General features: G+C 61.4%; 17 protein-coding genes. 15 read left to right on the top strand and 2 right to left on the bottom strand.

The annotated features are described in order from the left end of the window. Positions 1-86: 86 nt before the first annotated feature. On the bottom strand, positions 87-1,469 hold the full coding sequence (locus AC1RTP_RS24930) for a M23 family metallopeptidase (protein ID WP_498611338.1): 1,383 nt from the start codon (positions 1,467-1,469) through the stop codon (positions 87-89). A gap of 156 nt (positions 1,470-1,625) precedes the next feature. Here AC1RTP_RS24930 and tyrS point away from each other — a divergent pair, with 156 nt between their 5' ends. The 4 genes from tyrS (at position 1,626) to AC1RTP_RS24910 (ending at position 4,756) form a co-directional block, all read left to right on the top strand. Further along, positions 1,626-2,858 carry a tyrosine--tRNA ligase gene (gene tyrS, locus AC1RTP_RS24925; RefSeq protein ID WP_498611337.1) on the top strand — a complete coding sequence of 411 codons (1,233 nt, stop codon included), beginning with the start codon at positions 1,626-1,628 and terminating at the stop codon, positions 2,856-2,858. Further along, positions 2,855-3,301: a D-aminoacyl-tRNA deacylase gene (gene dtd, locus AC1RTP_RS24920; protein ID WP_498611336.1), complete on the top strand. Its 447-nt coding sequence runs from the start codon at positions 2,855-2,857 to the stop codon at positions 3,299-3,301. Before tyrS ends, dtd begins: the two co-directional genes overlap by 4 nt. A gap of 199 nt (positions 3,302-3,500) precedes the next feature. Continuing rightward, positions 3,501-4,115 (top strand): YbhB/YbcL family Raf kinase inhibitor-like protein, encoded by a 615-nt coding sequence (locus tag AC1RTP_RS24915; protein ID WP_498611335.1) that lies wholly within the window; start codon positions 3,501-3,503, stop codon positions 4,113-4,115. Continuing rightward, entirely contained in the window at positions 4,112-4,756 is a 645-nt protein-coding gene (locus tag AC1RTP_RS24910; RefSeq protein WP_498611334.1) for a histidine phosphatase family protein, read from the top strand. Before AC1RTP_RS24915 ends, AC1RTP_RS24910 begins: the two co-directional genes overlap by 4 nt. A gap of 3 nt (positions 4,757-4,759) precedes the next feature. On the opposite strand, the gene AC1RTP_RS24905 is transcribed toward AC1RTP_RS24910, so the two are convergent. Next, positions 4,760-5,983, bottom strand: coding sequence for a hypothetical protein (locus AC1RTP_RS24905; RefSeq protein ID WP_498611333.1), 1,224 nt, complete (start codon positions 5,981-5,983; stop codon positions 4,760-4,762). A 202-nt stretch (positions 5,984-6,185) separates the two neighbouring features. Here AC1RTP_RS24905 and dusB point away from each other — a divergent pair, with 202 nt between their 5' ends. The 11 genes from dusB (at position 6,186) to AC1RTP_RS24850 (ending at position 16,759) form a co-directional block, all read left to right on the top strand. After that, positions 6,186-7,202: a tRNA dihydrouridine synthase DusB gene (dusB, locus tag AC1RTP_RS24900; RefSeq protein ID WP_498611332.1), complete on the top strand. Its 1,017-nt coding sequence runs from the start codon at positions 6,186-6,188 to the stop codon at positions 7,200-7,202. Positions 7,203-7,245: 43 nt separating this feature from the next. Next, on the top strand, positions 7,246-7,479 hold the full coding sequence (locus AC1RTP_RS24895) for a helix-turn-helix domain-containing protein (protein ID WP_342118768.1): 234 nt from the start codon (positions 7,246-7,248) through the stop codon (positions 7,477-7,479). Between the two features lie 92 nt (positions 7,480-7,571). After that, positions 7,572-9,146 (top strand): bifunctional phosphoribosylaminoimidazolecarboxamide formyltransferase/IMP cyclohydrolase, encoded by a 1,575-nt coding sequence (gene purH / locus AC1RTP_RS24890; protein ID WP_498611331.1) that lies wholly within the window; start codon positions 7,572-7,574, stop codon positions 9,144-9,146. A gap of 146 nt (positions 9,147-9,292) precedes the next feature. After that, positions 9,293-9,829 (top strand): crossover junction endodeoxyribonuclease RuvC, encoded by a 537-nt coding sequence (gene ruvC / locus AC1RTP_RS24885; protein ID WP_498611330.1) that lies wholly within the window; start codon positions 9,293-9,295, stop codon positions 9,827-9,829. 16 nt (positions 9,830-9,845) lie between these two features. After that, positions 9,846-10,427 carry a Holliday junction branch migration protein RuvA gene (ruvA, locus tag AC1RTP_RS24880; protein WP_498611329.1) on the top strand — a complete coding sequence of 194 codons (582 nt, stop codon included), beginning with the start codon at positions 9,846-9,848 and terminating at the stop codon, positions 10,425-10,427. Positions 10,428-10,452: 25 nt separating this feature from the next. Beyond that, positions 10,453-10,677, top strand: coding sequence for a GDCCVxC domain-containing (seleno)protein (locus tag AC1RTP_RS24875; RefSeq protein WP_498611328.1), 225 nt, complete (start codon positions 10,453-10,455; stop codon positions 10,675-10,677). Next, positions 10,667-10,963, top strand: a complete 297-nt coding sequence (locus AC1RTP_RS24870; protein WP_498611327.1) for a hypothetical protein — start codon at positions 10,667-10,669, stop codon at positions 10,961-10,963. The genes AC1RTP_RS24875 and AC1RTP_RS24870 overlap by 11 nt, the downstream gene beginning before the upstream one ends. 31 nt (positions 10,964-10,994) lie before the next feature. After that, positions 10,995-11,276, top strand: a complete 282-nt coding sequence (locus AC1RTP_RS24865) for a hypothetical protein (RefSeq protein ID WP_498611326.1) — start codon at positions 10,995-10,997, stop codon at positions 11,274-11,276. Between the two features lie 87 nt (positions 11,277-11,363). Beyond that, a complete protein-coding gene (gene ruvB, locus AC1RTP_RS24860) occupies positions 11,364-12,419 on the top strand; it encodes a Holliday junction branch migration DNA helicase RuvB (RefSeq protein WP_498611325.1) in 1,056 nt (351 codons plus the stop codon). Then, positions 12,412-13,176: a glutaminyl-peptide cyclotransferase gene (locus AC1RTP_RS24855; protein WP_498611324.1), complete on the top strand. Its 765-nt coding sequence runs from the start codon at positions 12,412-12,414 to the stop codon at positions 13,174-13,176. The genes ruvB and AC1RTP_RS24855 overlap by 8 nt, the downstream gene beginning before the upstream one ends. A gap of 76 nt (positions 13,177-13,252) precedes the next feature. Then, positions 13,253-16,759, top strand: coding sequence for a response regulator (locus AC1RTP_RS24850; protein WP_498611323.1), 3,507 nt, complete (start codon positions 13,253-13,255; stop codon positions 16,757-16,759).

Raw genomic sequence — 16,759 nt, 5'->3', positions numbered from 1 at the left:
GCGGCACTGGATACGAACGCGGTCGACAACCATAAAGGTTGCGTCCTTGGTTCGACCTGCTCCGATTTCGACCTGACCCCGACTTTTTATTTAGCAGCGAGGGTGCTGGTTTTGTCGTTTGGGCGCAGCAGGGCGAAGCGGTGGATCATGTCGCCGGCCACGAATTTGAAGCGGGCCAGTTCGGCCGTGGTCAAAGGTGCTTGGGCGGTGATGTTGAGCTTTCCTGGGTCTTTGGCTTCGCCTGCCACGCGGAATTCGTAGTGCAGGTGGGCGCCGGTGGACCAGCCGGTGGTGCCGACGTAGCCAATGATGTCGCCCTGGCTTACCTTGGCGCCTTTTTTCATACCGGAGCCGAAGCGGCTCATGTGGGCGTAGGCGGTGGTGTAGTTGGCCCAGTGCTTGATCACGACCACGTTGCCGTAACCGCCTTGCACGCCGGCGAAGTCGATCACGCCGTCACCGGCTGCGCGGATCGGGGTGCCGGTCGCTGCTGCGAAGTCGGTGCCTTTGTGCTGTTTCCAGTTGCCCGAGATCGGGTGCGAGCGCATGCCGAAGCCGGAGGAAATACGCGAGAATTCCAGCGGCGATTTCAGGAACGCTTTCTTCAGCGATTTGCCGTCGAAGCTGAAGTAGCCGCCGCCCGATTTGGTCTGCGGGTCTTCAAACCACACGCTCTGGTAGGTGGTGCCCTTGTTGGTGAATTCACCGGCCAGAATGCGGCCGGCGCGCACGAACTCGCCGTCCTGCCAGAAGGTTTCGTACACCACATTGAATCGGTCGCCGCGTTTCAGGTCGGAACGGAAGTCGATGTTGGTGGAGAACATTTCAATGATCTGCGCGACGATGGTGTCGGGCAGGCTGCTGCCGTCGGAGTTGGAGTCGGTCGCGGCATACAGGGTGCTGGTGATTTCGCGCGCGCGCATCTCAACGCGGCGTTCCAGTTTCGCGGCCGTTTCTTCGGCCGTGAATTCGGCGTCGCCGGAGCGCGACACCATAATATTCTTGACGGGATTGTCTTTGCCGTCCACAACGGTGGCTTTCAGCCACAGCAGGTTGCCGTCTTCGTCGGTCTGCGCCTGCACGCGTTTGCCGCTGCGCAGCTGCATAATGGCGCGCGCGGTCTTGTCTTTCTTGATGAAGGTTTCTGCAGCGTCGTCTTCCACGCCCAGGCGGTTCAGCAAAGTCGCGAGCGTGTCGCCGGCGCGAATTTTTTCTTCGTGAACGTAGGTCTGGGTGGCTTCTTGCTTTTGCAGGGCGGAAATCTGCGAGGACAAATCAGGTAGCTGGATATCCTGGGCAATGGTCTTCACGGGCAGGTCGCTCGCGTCAGGGGCGAGCGGAGCCACGCCAGCAGCGCCAAAAGCGCATACGGCGAGGAAGATCGCCGATGCGCTAATGATTCGCGACTTTCGCGTCGAACCGAGCAGATTGTGCAAGCGTGAGCTTGTGAACTTGTTTATAGGGTTCATGCAATCAGTTAAAATTTGCCGCTTGAACTTTTAGGATTCTTGGTATTTTGTTCTAAGTTGTTGATTTAATTCGTTTTCATCGGGCAAGATTGATGGGATCGGGCATTATAACAAAGTCCTGGGCCGTGCCAACAATTTGAGAAATTTTCGGGAAAAATGGATACAGACAACAAAAAGCTGCCTTTGAGCGATGCCGTGCAGGAAGCCCTCGCCATCACCAAACGCGGTGTGGACGAGCTCATTATCGAAAGCGAGTTCGCTCAAAAGCTGGCGCGTTCGGAAAAGACTGGCGTGCCGCTGCGCATCAAATTGGGCCTGGATCCTACGGCTCCTGACTTGCACCTGGGACACACCGTGGTGCTGAACAAGATGCGCCAGCTGCAGAACCTGGGCCACCAGGTGATTTTCCTGATCGGCGACTTCACTTCCATGATCGGCGACCCGTCGGGCCGTAACGTGACCCGTCCGCCGCTGACCCGCGAGCAGATCGAGCTCAATGCACAGACTTACTTTAAGCAAGCTTCGCTGGTGCTGGATGCGGCCAAGACCGAAATCCGCTACAACTCGGAGTGGTGCGATCCGTTGGGCGCGCGCGGCATGATCCAGCTGTCCTCGCGCTACACCGTGGCGCGCATGATGGAGCGCGACGATTTTTCCAAGCGCTTCAAGAACGGCACCCCGATTTCGGTCCACGAGTTCCTGTACCCGCTGATGCAGGGTTACGACTCGGTGGCGTTGAAGGCTGACCTGGAACTGGGTGGTACCGACCAGAAGTTCAACCTGCTGGTTGGCCGCGAGTTGCAGAAGGATTATGGCCAGGAGCAGCAGTGCATCCTGACCATGCCACTGCTGGAGGGCCTGGATGGCGTCGAGAAGATGTCCAAGTCCAAGAACAACTATATAGGTATCACCGAGCCGGCCAACACCATGTTCGCCAAGGTGATGTCGATCTCGGACGTGATGATGTGGCGCTACTACGACCTGCTGTCGTGGCAGTCGATCGAGCACATCGCCGGCCTGAAGAAGGCGATCGAGGGCGGCGCGAACCCGCGCGACGCAAAAGTGGCGTTGGCGCAGGAAATCGTGGAACGCTTCCACTCGCGCCAGGCGGCGGAGGATGCGCTGGCGGACTTCGTGAACCGTTCCAAGGGCGGTATTCCGGACGACGTGCCGGAAGTTGCCCTGTCCGGCGCGCCGGTCGGTATCGGCCAGCTGCTGAAGCAGGCGAACCTGTGCGCGTCGACTTCGGAGGCGCTGCGCATGATCGACCAGGGCGGCGTGAGGATTGACGGTACCGTTATCTCCGACAAGGCGCTGAAAATTGAGGCAGGCACCTTCGTGATGCAGGTCGGTAAGCGTAAATTTGCTAAAGTGACTTTGTCGGCATGATCGGGCTGCTGCAGCGGGTGTCTTCCGCCAAAGTCGTAGTCGATGGCGAGACTACTGGCGCCATCGACGGCGGCTTGATGGTGCTGGTATGCGCGGAGAAAGGCGATACGGAGAAGGAGGCTGAGCAGCTGTTGGCCAAGCTTCTGACGTATCGCGTGTTTTCCGATGATGCTGGCAAAATGAATAAGTCGGTGACGGATGTTGCGGGCGGGCTGCTGCTGGTGCCGCAGTTCACCTTGGCGGCGGATACCAATTCGGGGACCCGGCCTTCGTTCAGCCCGGCGGCTGCGCCGGCCGACGGCAAGCGTTTGTTTGAGTATTTTGTTGCGCAGGCTCGCGCGAAGCACGCTGTCGTTGGTACTGGCGTGTTTGGGGCGGATATGAAGGTGTCGCTGACCAATGATGGGCCGGTGACGTTTTGGTTGCAGGTGAATCCTAAATAAAACCCGGTAAACCGGGGTCTGACCCGCAGGGGCAGACCCAGTCAGATCACCGCCACGGGGCTTGGGTCTTGGCTTTTGATCTTCGTCGAAAATCAAAAGACTAGAACCAACACCTCTGGAAGATGAACGGACAGGGTCTGACCCTGCGGGTCAGACCCTGGTTTGCCGGGTTTCAAAAAAAGCAAGCTGGGAGATAAAGATGAAAATCTGGAGCGATTCCTTCAAGGATGGCGCCGCCATCCCCGGCGAGTTTGCCTTTGCCGTGCCCGACAAGGCCACCAAAGTGCACCTGTCCGCCAACAAGAACCCCCACCTGGCCTGGTCCGAAGTCCCTTCCGGCACCGAATCGCTGGTCTTGCTCTGCATCGACGGCGACGCACCGACAGACGGCACGCACGTCAACCAGGAGGGCCAAACGCTCCCGGCCAGCATGCCGCGCGCGGACTTCTATCACTGGTCCCTGGTTGATATCCCAACCACCCGTACCAGCATTGCCGCCGGCGAATTCTCCAAAGAAGTCACGCCCAAAGGCAAACCAGCCAGCCTGCCAGCGCCGCTGCGCCACGGTATCAACGACTACACCGGCTGGTTCGCCAGCGACATGGAGATGGCCGGCGACTATTACGGCTACGACGGCCCATGCCCGCCATGGAACGACGAGCGCACCCACCACTATGTTTTCCGCCTCTACGCGCTGGACACCCCGCGCCTGGAGCCGGAAGGCCGCTTCACCTGCCAGGACGTGCTGAAAGCCATCCACGGCCATATCCTCGACGAGGCGCAGGTAATCGGCAGTTACTCGCTTTTTGAATGACAAGAATCCTGTTGATCCGCCACGGCGAAACCGCGTGGAACGCCGTGCGCCGCCTGCAAGGCCACACCGATATTCCGCTGAATGAAGAAGGCGAGCGCCAGGCCGAAGCACTGGCCCGCTCGCTGGCTGGCGAGCCGCTTGATGCAATCATCTCCAGCGACCTGTGCCGCGCGATGCAGACCGCGCAAGCGGTGGCGGCCCGCCACGCTCATGTGCCCCTGCACACAGACCCCGGCCTGCGCGAGCGCGGTTACGGTGTTTTCGAAGGCCACTTATATACAGAGATCGCCGAACGCTACCCGGTTGAATTCGCTGAATGGCAGGCTCGGGATGTGGATGCCGTGATGCCGGCCGGTGAACGCGTGGCCGAAAGCTTCCGCCAGTTTTACCAGCGCTGCCAGGAAGGCATCGCGCGCTGGGCCGAGCGTTACCCGCAGCAATCCATTCTGATCGTCGCCCACGGCGGCGTGCTGGAATGCGCATATCGCGCCGCCCGCGGGCTGTCGATCGACGGCCCTCGCGATTTCCAGGTCAAGAACGCCAGCATTAACCGCTTTTCGTTCAGCGAAGGCAGGCTGGCGCTGGAACAATGGGGCGAGTCCGCCCATTTGGAGACCGCCGCGCGCGACGATATCGTCTAATCCCTATGGCTTGGACAAGGCGCGCAGCTTGCTCAGGGCATTCTCGTCCCGGCTCGCGCGGTCCGCATTCAGCTTTTGCAGGCGTTGCTGGGCCTCGTCCAGCTTGCCGAACAATTTGATTGCCTGCTCGCGCACTTCCTCCGTTCTGAATGCGACCTTCCCATCCTGCACCGAAAAATTGCCGTTCTGCGCTTGCATGAAGGCCACTACCTGGCGGTGCTGGGCCAGCTGGAGGCGGGCCGCTTCGCTGTAGTCGCCAACGTAGGCATACAGGCTGGCGATCCCATCTTCGTATTGCTTTTTGAGGCGCTGGGATTTGACCATCGAGCTCTTGCCGACCGCTAGTTCGCGTTCGCGGACGGCTGCGTTCAACTCGGTCACAGTGGATTCCAGAATAGCTTCGGACTGGTCGATCACGCCGGGAGCTTGCTCGACGTGCTGCTTGTCCGCCAGATAGGTCGGCTGCAAGAATTCACTGTACTGGAGCTTGAGCATTGCCGCGTCCTGTTGCGCAACAGCGTTTGCGAACCGTATTGCGCACTGGCCATAGGCGTCAATGACCTGGTCCCATGGTGCGAAGCCGATGGTGCGGATTTTGATCGTGCGACCGTCGTTTGCGTCGCGTGCCGCGATCAGGTCTTTCTCGACTTGCTCGATAGCGTCGGCGGCCTTGCCATTCAACTGTGCCGCGTAGTCGGTCGACCAGCGCCCAATCACCTCGCGGACCACAGCTTGCAGCTTTGGCTGCAGAGCGCGGTACTGGGCCATCGCCGGACTGTCGTCAATGCGGCGCAGCGTTTGTAATTCCTGGTTCGTGAAGTAGGTGGGCATGCTGCTGGCAGCCGGGTTGCCCATATTGTTCAGGTTTTGCATGACGCGCTTCCGGAAGACGGCATTGTTCATCTGGCGTTCCAACTGTGCAGCCAGGAGTGGAGGGATTTCCTTGCCCAAGGCCGGTGCAAGCCGGCGCATTGTCTCTTCGCGGGTGGCTTGCGCCCGGAACGCGGCCATGAACTCCTGTTCGAAATCGTTGGGCGCAACCGGGCGCGGCTTCGTCAGGAACTCAAACAGGTACTCGGCGTCGATGATCGCCCACAAATCGCGTGTATGTGACTGATCTTGCTTTTCAGCACTGGTGCCGGTGGCAGGCGATTCGCCGGCGTGAACGGAAACATGTGCTGCGGCGGCGAATGCCAGCAGCAGGGCGCAGGAGAGGCGGGAAATCATAACGGGAGGCTTATCAATTCTGAATGTTTGATTTACAACAACAGTTACCTTACCACATATACCTGCCACGGTGACAGGCCGGCACAGAGTCAAAACCCGCCAAAACCAGGGTTGCATAAGCCGCAAAAAATAGTGCTTAGTTTTTGGGCAGTAGATCGGTTAAAATAGCCCCCTTTCCCGCACTGTCTTACGGATTTACTAAGTGAATATCGGACCTCACGAGCTCCGCAATAACGTCTTTGTCGCGCCTATGGCAGGTGTGACGGACCGCCCGTTCCGCCAATTGTGCAAGGAACTGGGTGCGGGTTATGCCGTGTCCGAGATGGCCGCTTCGAACCCGCGGCTTTGGGCCAGCGAGAAGTCGTCGCGCCGTACCGACCACACCGGGGAAATGGAACCGAAGGCGGTGCAGATCGCCGGCGCGGTGCCGGAAGAACTGGCCGATTGCGCCAAGTTCAATGTCGACCGCGGCGCCCAGATCATCGATATCAATATGGGCTGCCCGGTGAAAAAGGTCTGCAACAACTGGTGCGGCTCCGCCCTGTTGCAGCACGAAGACCTGGTCCAGCGCATCCTGGAGGCGGTGGTGCCGGCCGTGAACGTGCCCGTCACCCTGAAATTCCGCACCGGCTGGAACCGAGAGAACAAGAACGCCCTGCGCATCGCGCGCATCGCCGAGCAAGCCGGCATCCAGATGCTGACGCTGCACGGCCGCACCCGCGCCGACGGCTATACCGGCGATGCCGAATACGACACCATTGCCGCCGTCAAGGCTGCAGTAAATATCCCAGTGGTCGCCAACGGCGACATCACTACCCCTGAAAAAGCGCGTTATGTGCTCGACAAGACCGGCGCCGACGCCGTGATGATCGGCCGCGCCGCCCAGGGGCGCCCATGGATCTTCCGCGAAATCGATCATTTCCTGCGCACCGGCGAGTACCTGCCGGCGCCGCTGGTGGCCGAGGTGCGCAAGCTGATGGACGAACACCTGCAGGCCCATTACGCCTTTTACGGCGAATTCCTGGGCGTGCGCACCGCGCGCAAGCATATTGGCTGGTACGTGCGCGACCTCCCGGGCGGGGAGGAGTTCCGTCAAGAGATGAACCGCCTCGAGTCGACCGCAGAACAACTGCGCGCAGTCGACAGTTTCTTCGAATCCCAATGGAAGTACGGCGACCGGTTACAATACCGCCTCGCCGAAGAACCGCTGGCTGCGTAAGCCGCGCCAGCACTGGCAAAAAATTTAGCAAGATATATAAAAAATGAGCAAAGAAAGCATTCAAGAAGTGGTCCAGAAAAGCCTGGAAGACTACTTCAATGACCTGGGTGAGCAGCAAGCCTCGAACGTGTACGACATGGTAGTGTTGACCGTCGAGCGTCCTATCCTCGAAGTGGTGATGGGCCGTGCCGACGGCAACCAGTCGCACGCCGCCCAGATGCTGGGTATTAACCGAAATACTTTGCGTAAGAAATTACAGGAACACGGCCTGCTGTAAGGCTGATTCCGCGTCCCGGTCCCTATTGGCCGCGACGGGCCGTGGGGCCGGTTGATTTTGTACAGACTTCAACAACCCTTCCCCCCACAGCTATGATCAAACAAGCTCTCATCTCCGTATCCGACAAGACCGGCGTGCTGGAATTCGCCAAGTCCCTGTCGGCCATGGGCGTCAACATCCTGTCCACCGGCGGCACCGCTAAACTGCTGGCCGATAACGGCGTGCCGGTCACCGAAGTGGCCGACTACACCGGCTTCCCGGAAATGCTGGATGGCCGCGTGAAGACGCTGCACCCGAAAGTCCACGGCGGCATCCTGGCTCGCCGCGATTTCCCTGAGCACGTCGCCAAGCTGGAAGAGCACAGCATCCCGACCATCGACATGGTGGTGGTGAACCTGTACCCGTTCCAGGCGACCGTGGCCAAAGCCGAGTGCTCGCTGGAAGACGCGATCGAGAACATCGACATCGGCGGCCCGGCCATGCTGCGCTCCGCTGCTAAGAACCACAAGGACGTGGTGGTGATCTGCGATCCGACCGACTACGGCGTGGTGCTGGCGGAGATGAAGGGTACCGACAACGCCCCTGGCTACGTGTCGTACGAAACCCGCTTCAACCTGGCCAAGAAAGTCTACGCGCACACCGCGCAGTACGATGGCGCCATCACCAACTATTTCTCGAGCCTGGGCCCGGACCGTAAGCACGAGACCCGTTCCGCCTACCCGGCAACCCTGAATGTGGCCTTCGAAAAAGTGCAGGACATGCGCTACGGCGAAAACCCGCACCAGTCGGCTGCCTTCTACCGTGACCTGGCTCCCGTAACCGGCGCACTGGCGAACTACCGCCAGCTGCAGGGCAAGGAACTGTCCTTCAACAATATCGCCGACGCTGATGCAGCGTGGGAGTGCGTGAAGTCCATGGGCTCCACCGCTTGCGTGATCATCAAGCACGCCAACCCATGCGGCGTAGCCCTGGGTGCGAACGCACTGGACGCTTACCAGCGCGCGCTGAAGACCGACCCGACCTCCGCTTTCGGCGGCATCATCGCCTTCAACGTGGAAGTGGACGGCGCAGCTGCTACCGAACTGGCCAAGCTGTTTGTGGAAGTGCTGATCGCTCCTTCCTTCACTGCTGAAGCCCTGCAAATCATGTCGGCCAAGCAGAACGTGCGTCTGCTGGAAATCCCTCTGGGCGACGGCGTGAACGCGATGGACTTCAAGCGCGTTGGCGGCGGCCTGCTGGTGCAGTCGGCCGACTCCAAGAACGTGCTGCCTTCCGAAGTGCGCGTAGTGTCCAAGCTGCAGCCTACCCAGCAGCAGCTGGCGGACCTGATGTTTGCATGGCGCGTGGCGAAGTACGTCAAGTCGAATGCCATCGTCTTCTGCGGTAACAATATGACCCTGGGCGTGGGTGCGGGCCAGATGTCCCGTATCGATTCCGCGCGTATCGCTTCCATCAAGGCACAAAATGCCGGCCTGTCGCTGCAAGGTTCCGCAGTGGCTTCCGATGCATTCTTCCCGTTCCGCGACGGCCTGGATGTGGTGGTTGATGCCGGCGCGACCTGCGTGATCCACCCAGGTGGTTCCATGCGCGACCAGGAAGTGATCGACGCCGCCGACGAGCGCGGCGTGGTGATGCTGTACACCGGCACCCGCCACTTCCGCCACTAAAACCCGGCAAACCTGGGGCAGACCCAAGGGGCAGCCCCGGTCTTCTCGACGGTCACTAGTGCTTTTTTGGCCGTAAAGTGTGCGCAGACAGGGTCAGACCCTCGGGTCTGACCCAGATTTACCGGGTTCTGCCGTACAATCCGGGAATGATCATTCTCGGCATCGACCCCGGCTTACGCACCACTGGCTTCGGCGTTATCCAAAAAGTGGGCAACAAGCTGCGCTACATCGCCTCCGGCACCATCAAGAGCGGGGAGGGCGACCTGCCGCAGCGGCTTAAAGTCATCCTCGACGGCGTCGCACAAGTCGCCGCCACCTACAAACCCGATTGCGCCGCAATCGAAAAAGTCTTCGTCAACGTCAACCCGCAATCTACGCTGCTGCTTGGACAAGCCCGCGGCGCCGCAATCTGCGCACTGGTGACGCACGAACTTAAAGTCGCCGAATACTCCCCGACCCAGCTGAAGCAAGCCGTCGTCGGCACCGGCCGCGCCACCAAGGCGCAGGTGCAGGACATGGTCGCGCGGCTGCTGGCGCTTCCCGGCCTGCCTGGCACTGACGCCGCCGACGCCCTCGGCATCGCAATCTGCCACGCTAATAGCCAGGCCACGCTAGCAATTGTCACCAACGCCCATCCCGCCCTGTCAGGCCTGCGCATGAAGCGCGGCCGCCTGGTGGGCTAATCTCATAAGGAACAATATGATCGGACGTCTCACCGGCATCCTGCTCGAAAAGAATCCCCCGCAACTGCTGGTTGACGTACAAGGCGTCGGCTATGAAGTCGACGTGCCGATGTCTACCTTCTACAACCTGCCTGGCGTCGGCGAAAAAATTAGTCTGTTCACCCACCTGGCGATCCGCGAAGACGCGCACCTGCTGTTCGGCTTCGGCAACGCCGAAGAACGCGCCGTGTTCCGCCAGTTGATCAAGATCAGCGGCATCGGCGCGCGCACTGCGCTGTCGATCCTGTCCGGCCTCTCGATCGCCGACCTGGCACAAGCCGTCACACTGCAGGAAGCCGGCCGCCTGGTGAAGATCCCCGGCATCGGCAAGAAAACGGCAGAACGCCTGCTGCTGGAATTGAAGGGCAAGCTGGGCGCCGACATCGGCGCCGGCGGCGGCGCACACCCGGTCCACGATTCGCAATCCGACATCCTGAACGCGCTGCTGGCACTGGGCTACTCCGACAAGGAAGCCTTGCTGGCGCTGAAGACCGTGCCGGCTGGTTCCTCGGTTTCGGACGGCATCAAGCAAGCGCTCAAAGCGCTGTCAAAAGGCTGACCACTGCCCACCTTTGGAGAAGGGAATGCAAACGACGACCCTGATTTCCGAGATCACTTGTCCGCATTGCGGCGCGACTGCGAGCGAGCAGATGCCGCACGACGCCTGCATGTTCTTCTACGAATGCAAGGCATGTGGCAATATGCTGCGGCCAAATAAGGGAGACTGCTGCGTGTTCTGCTCATTCGGCTCTGTCAAGTGCCCACCTGTCCAACTTCAAGCCTCGTGTTGCCGGCACCATGAAAAATAAAACGTCGTATGCGATTTTGGGTGCGCTGCTAGGCATGGTCGCCGTGTCGTGCTGGATCGGTGGCGTTATCGGTTGGCAGCAGCGTGGGCAATGGCCTGCGTGGCTTACAGTGCCGCTGGGTGTGGGAATGGGGCCGATGTATATCATGATCGACTTGTCGGACCTGATCGATGGCAAACCTGAAGGTATGACCGCTTTGCCGCAATCCCTGATCGGCGGGGTGGTTGGCGCGGCCCTCGGCTGGACGATCGCGCATATCCGTTCCCGCCTGACGCCATCGTCGTAACTGAAATGAAGCCTCACTTAGGAGATCGGCCATGAACTTGCACAAACTGATGCTGTTGACCATTGCCGCATGCGTCGCTGGCGCTGCGTTCGCGCAGGATAAGCAAAACGCTACGCAGGAGCAGCCGAACCAGCCCAAGGCGGGGGCCAAGATCAAAATGCGGCCGGCCAGTTCGGCGCGTACGGCGACCGGCCTGAAAAATGAGAAGCAGCCGGACGCGCAGGACCGCTTTGAGAAGGCGGAGAAGGTCGCCGGCAGCGTGCAGAAAAAGGCCAACGACACCGCCAGCGCCGCAGCATCCAACGTCAAATAGTCATTTGCAAAAGATCGGGCTGCTTCCTGAGCGGGGCGCGCAGCGATAACGGGTACAATCATGCCCAGACATCCTGAACGACCTGGCATGAGTATTCAAACCGACAATTTCACGGAACAGCGCATCATCGATGCTGCGCCAACCTCGCCCAACGAGGAAGCCATCGAGCGCGCGCTGCGCCCCAAGCACCTGGACGAATACGTCGGCCAGTCCAAGATCCGCGACCAGCTGGAAATCTTCATCGCGGCTGCCCGCAAGCGCAGCGAGGCGCTCGACCATACTTTGCTGTTCGGTCCGCCCGGTCTGGGCAAGACCACGCTGGCCAACATCATCGCTCGTGAAATGGGCGTCAACCTGCGCCAGACTTCCGGCCCGGTGCTGGAGCGTCCGGGCGACCTGGCTGCGATCCTGACCAACCTGGAAGCGAACGACGTCCTGTTCATCGACGAGATTCACCGCCTATCGCCGGTGGTCGAGGAGATCCTGTACCCGGCGCTGGAGGACTACCAGATCGACATCATGATCGGCGAGGGTCCGGCGGCGCGCAGCGTCAAACTGGACCTGCAGCCGTTCACCCTGGTCGGCGCCACCACCCGCGCCGGCATGTTGACCAACCCCCTGCGCGACCGTTTCGGCATCGTAGCGCGTCTTGAGTTTTACACCACCGATGAACTGGCGAAGATCGTCACCCGCAGCGCCGCGCTGCTGAAGGCGAAGATCGACGACGCCGGCGCGGTGGAAATCGCCCGCCGCGCACGCGGCACGCCGCGTATCGCCAACCGCCTGCTGCGCCGTGTGCGCGACTATGCGGAGGTGAAGGGCAACGGCGACATCACGCGTGAACTGGCCGACGCTGCGCTGCGCATGCTGGACGTCGACCACGTGGGCTTTGACGTCATGGACCGCAAGCTGCTGGAGGCGGTGCTGTACAAATTCGGCGGTGGCCCGGTCGGCATCGGCAACCTGGCGGCCGCCATCGGCGAGGCTGCGGATACTATCGAGGATGTTTTGGAACCTTACCTGATCCAGCAGGGCTTCCTGCAACGCACGCCGCGTGGCCGCGTCGCCACGGCGTTGGCGTACCAGCATTTCGGCGTCACCCCGCCGCGCAGCAACGCCAGCGGAGACCTGTGGGATGCGTAAGGTTGTAGCGCTGGGCGCGGCGGCGCTGGCCGCGCAAATCGCATCGGCAGCCGTGCCGGTGCAGGGATATTCGATCAAGGCGGCTTACCCGCACGATCCGCAAGCCTTTACCCAGGGCCTGTTCTTCAAGGACGGCTTCCTGTGGGAGAGCACGGGCCAGTACGGCGCGTCTTCGGTACGCAAGGTGGAACTGGCGACCGGCAAAGTGCTGCAGAAACGCGATTTGCCGGAAAAAGTATTCGGCGAAGGCATTGCGCCGCATGGCGACAGCATTGTCGGCATTACCTGGATGAACCAGGCCGGTTACGTGATGGACCAGGGCAGCTTTGCCATCAAGGGCACCTTCAACTACATGGGGGAGGGCTGGGGCCTGACCAGCGACGGCGAGCGCCTGTACATGAGCGACGGCACGCCGGAAATCCGCGTCATCGACCCAAAGACCTTCGGTGAGCAGCGCCGCATCAAGGTCACCGTCGACGGCCAGCCGCTGATGCAGATCAATGAGCTGGAATGGGTGGACGGGCAGATTTACGCCAATGTCTGGCAGACCGACCGCATCGCCCGCATCGACCCGTTCAGCGGCCATGTGCTGGGCTGGATTGACCTGAGTGGACTGGCGGCCGCCGCCAAGGTGGGCAAGGACGTGGACAATGTCCTGAACGGCATCGCCTACGACGCCAAGTCGCATCGCCTGTTCGTGACCGGCAAGCGCTGGCCGAAGCTGTTCGAAATCGAGCTGCGTCCCAAGCGTAAATAGTAACTGTCAGTAGTCTTGCTTCAGAGAGTTTTCCGCGCAAGAATAGGGTGACAACCCATCCTTGCGGAGACTGACCGTGCTCGCACGTTCCAGCAGCTTGTTCTGGAAGCTGTTCTTGCCGATCGGCTTGCTGCTGGCTGGGTGCGGTCTGGTCATTTCAGCATTATTGCCTGTCCTGATCAGCGATAACGCGGAACGGGATGCGGTCGACTCGGCCCAAGCCACGGTGCGCCAGTTCCTTTTGCTGCGCAGGTACTACACCGAGAACGTGGCGGCGCGCGTGCTGGCGCAGACCGATATGCAGGTGGACCCGGATTATCGCAACAAGGAAAACGCGATCCCGCTGCCGGCCACCATGATCCACGACCTGAGCGCCCTGATGCAGGGCAGCGGCACCACGGTCAAGCTTTACAGCCCCTTCCCCTTTCCCCAGCGGCGCGACCGGCCCAGCGACCAGTTTGCGCAAGACGCGTGGAGCTACCTGCAGCAAACGCCGGACGGCGTATTCTCCCGCACCGAAACCCTGCATGGCCGCACCACGGTGCGGGTGGCGCTGGCCGACCGTATGAGCGTCCAGGCTTGCGTCTCCTGTCATAACAGCCATCCGCAAAGTCCGAAGACGGACTGGAAGCTGGGCGACGTGCGCGGCGTGCTGGAAGTCGACTCGATCCGCGAGGCGGCCAGTGCGACCCGTATTGCGAGCTGGGTGCTGATGGCGGTGGGTTCCCTACTGGTGTTGGTGGCGGTGGCGCTCCGCGTGTTCTACCAGCGTAATGTGGCGCGGCCGTTGCATCGGGCGCTTGATGCGGCGCGGGCGCTGGCCCAATCCCGTGCCGCTCATGTGGAGGCTGTGCAGGCGGTGGCGGGCGGGAACCTGGAGCACGATTTCACGCCGGCGCCATTGCCGCAGCTGGAGCTGGCCGGGGTGGCGCATGACGAGGCGGGAGACTTGCTGCTGTCGGTGGCGGGGCTGGCCGAGTCGCAGCGCAGTTTCGACGAGTCCTTTGCCAGGATGACGGCGGCCCTGCGCGCGAGCAACCTGTCCGAGCGTGAGCGCGATTGGCTCAAGTCAAGCCAGAATGAGCTCAATACCGTGATGCGCGGCGAGCAGGAGCTGACCATGCTGGGCCAGCGAATACTGGATTTCGTGGCCGGCCTTTTGGACGCGAGAGTAGGGGCGCTGTATGTGGATGAAGGGCAGGGCACAGGCATGTGCCTGCTGGCCGGATTCAGCCTGGTTGGCGATCGCCATCCTACGCGGGTGGTGCCGGGCGACGGCCTGGCGGGGCAGGCCATCCTCGATGGCAAGCGGGTGCTGGTAAATGCTGTGCCGCCGGGATACCTGGAGGTCGGATCGGCCCTGGGCAATGCGCGTCCTTCCTGTGTGCTGGTGCTGCCGCTGCAGCATGGTCGCAATATGGTGGGTGTGATGGAGTTGGCGACGTTCCGCGAATTCAGCGCCAATGAACTGGCGTTTGTCGACTTGTGTGCGGAGGCTATCGCGATCGGGCTGGAGGTGAACATCACGCGCCAGCGTACGCGGGCCTTGCTGACGGAAACGGCGCAGCAGGCGGAGGAATTGCGGGTGCAGCAGGAGGAACTCCAGCAAAGCAATTCGGAGCTGGAGGAACGTGCGGACCTGCTGGAGCGGCAGCGTGAGGAGATTGCGCGCGTCAGCGCCTACAAGAGCGAGTTCATGGCGAATATGTCGCACGAGCTGCGCACGCCGCTGAATTCGATGCTGATCCTGTCGGCGCTGCTGAAAGAGAACAAGACCGGCAACCTGAATGAGCGCCAGCTCGATTACGCGGGCACCATCCACAATGCGGGGCGCGATTTACTGAACCTGATCAACGACATCCTGGACCTGGCGAAGATCGAGGCGGGCAAGGTTGAATTGCATATCGAGCCTGTAGAGCTGGCGGATATGTGCGAGGAGCTGCTGGCGCAGTTCCAGCCGCAGGCGCAGCAGAAGGGGCTGGCTTTCCAGATCGAGCGCTTGCCAGGCATGCCACAGGCGGCGCTGATGGATGGGCAGCGTGTTTTGCAGGTGCTACGCAACCTGCTGTCCAATGCGCTCAAGTTCACGCACCAGGGCAGTGTGGTGATGCGTTTGTCGGTCGCCGGCGAGCAGTTGTCCTTTGCTGTAAGCGATACGGGGATTGGTGTGCCGGCGGACAAGCAGGTGACCATCTTTGAGGCTTTCCGGCAGGCGGATGGAAGCATCAGCCGTCATTACGGCGGCACAGGGCTGGGCTTGTCGATTTCGCTGCAGCTGGCGCGCAACATGGGTGGCGCGCTTCACCTGCATAGCAAGGAGGGGGAAGGCAGCACCTTTACTCTGATGCTGCCGTTGCAGCCAGGGGCGGTTATGGCCGGGGGCTTGGACGGCCCGGCTACGGGCGGCGCGGCGTCGTCCGGGGCGACGAACGGCCCGCGCCGCATCCTGATCGTCGAGGATGATCCTTTCTTCGCGACGCTGCTGGCCGATTTTGTGCGCGCACGCGGCTACACGCCGCTGGTCGCAGAAGACGGCGAGAAAGGCCTGGAGCTGGCGCGCATGGAGGCTCCGCACGCCGTGCTGCTGGACGTGATGATGGCCCGCATGGACGGATGGGAGGTAATGCGCCAGCTGCGCGCCGACCAGCGCACCAGCCACCTGCCGGTGCACTTCATTTCCTGCCTCGATGAGATCCAGCGAGCACGAGACCTGGGAGCTTTGGGGCTGGTGACGAAACCGGTCAGCCCCGAACAACTGGAGCAGGTCTTCGGCACCATCGAGCGAGCCTGGGTGGGGGCTCTGAAGCGGGTGCTGGTGGTGGAAGACGACGAATCGCAATCGAGCAGCCTGGCCGCCCTGCTGGCAGGCCGCGATGTCGAAGTGGTGCGAACCAAGTCTGGCCGCGAGGCGCTGGACATGCTTGCGCGTGGCCACTTCGACTGCATGGTGCTGGACCTCGGCCTGCTGGACATGTCCGGCTACGAAGTACTGGAAGCGCTGCAAGTTGCCCCCGGCCTGCGCCACTTGCCGGTGGTGGTGCACTCCGGCCAGGACCTGACGCGCGAGCAGCTGCGCATGTTGAACCGCTACGCGCGCAGCGTGATCATCAAAGGCACGCGCAGCCCGGAACGCCTGCTGAGCGAGGTGCAGCTATTTCTGCACAGCGTGGAACAGGGCGTAGGGGGAGTGCAGCAGGAAGCTTTTGCACTGGCCGGCAGCAAAGTGCTGGTGGCGGACGACGATATGCGCAACCTGTTCTCGCTTGCCAGCTTGCTGGGCGAGCGCGGGGTGCAGGTGGTGGAGGCGGAAAACGGACTGGAGGCGCTGGAGAAGCTGGCAAGCGAGGATCATATCGACGCCGTATTGATGGATATAATGATGCCGCAGATGGACGGTTACCAGGCGATGCGCCGCATTCGCGCTGACGCCCGTTACAAGGACCTGCCCATCATTGCGATGACCGCCAAGGCGATGCCGGGCGATCATCAGAACTGCCTGGAGGCGGGAGCCAGTGATTACCTCGCCAAGCCGATCGATACCGCGCAGCTGCTGTCGCTGTTGCGGGTCTGGATTAGACGCTAG

This window comes from Pseudoduganella sp. GW821-FHT11H04 (assembly GCF_058807935.1).
This window is presented reverse-complemented; position numbering and strand designations above follow the sequence as displayed.

Bases quoted from the DNA above. Each gene is read 5' to 3' on its own strand.
- AC1RTP_RS24930 (WP_498611338.1), bottom strand. From the start codon at position 1,469: ATGAACCCTATAAACAAGTTCACAAGCTCACGCTTGCACAATCTGCTC.
- tyrS (WP_498611337.1), top strand. From the start codon at position 1,626: ATGGATACAGACAACAAAAAGCTGCCTTTGAGCGATGCCGTGCAGGAA.
- dtd (WP_498611336.1), top strand. From the start codon at position 2,855: ATGATCGGGCTGCTGCAGCGGGTGTCTTCCGCCAAAGTCGTAGTCGAT.
- AC1RTP_RS24915 (WP_498611335.1), top strand. From the start codon at position 3,501: ATGAAAATCTGGAGCGATTCCTTCAAGGATGGCGCCGCCATCCCCGGC.
- AC1RTP_RS24910 (WP_498611334.1), top strand. From the start codon at position 4,112: ATGACAAGAATCCTGTTGATCCGCCACGGCGAAACCGCGTGGAACGCC.
- AC1RTP_RS24905 (WP_498611333.1), bottom strand. From the start codon at position 5,983: ATGATTTCCCGCCTCTCCTGCGCCCTGCTGCTGGCATTCGCCGCCGCA.
- AC1RTP_RS24895 (WP_342118768.1), top strand. From the start codon at position 7,246: ATGAGCAAAGAAAGCATTCAAGAAGTGGTCCAGAAAAGCCTGGAAGAC.
- purH (WP_498611331.1), top strand. From the start codon at position 7,572: ATGATCAAACAAGCTCTCATCTCCGTATCCGACAAGACCGGCGTGCTG.
- ruvC (WP_498611330.1), top strand. From the start codon at position 9,293: ATGATCATTCTCGGCATCGACCCCGGCTTACGCACCACTGGCTTCGGC.
- ruvA (WP_498611329.1), top strand. From the start codon at position 9,846: ATGATCGGACGTCTCACCGGCATCCTGCTCGAAAAGAATCCCCCGCAA.
- AC1RTP_RS24875 (WP_498611328.1), top strand. From the start codon at position 10,453: ATGCAAACGACGACCCTGATTTCCGAGATCACTTGTCCGCATTGCGGC.
- AC1RTP_RS24870 (WP_498611327.1), top strand. From the start codon at position 10,667: ATGAAAAATAAAACGTCGTATGCGATTTTGGGTGCGCTGCTAGGCATG.
- AC1RTP_RS24865 (WP_498611326.1), top strand. From the start codon at position 10,995: ATGAACTTGCACAAACTGATGCTGTTGACCATTGCCGCATGCGTCGCT.
- ruvB (WP_498611325.1), top strand. From the start codon at position 11,364: ATGAGTATTCAAACCGACAATTTCACGGAACAGCGCATCATCGATGCT.
- AC1RTP_RS24855 (WP_498611324.1), top strand. From the start codon at position 12,412: ATGCGTAAGGTTGTAGCGCTGGGCGCGGCGGCGCTGGCCGCGCAAATC.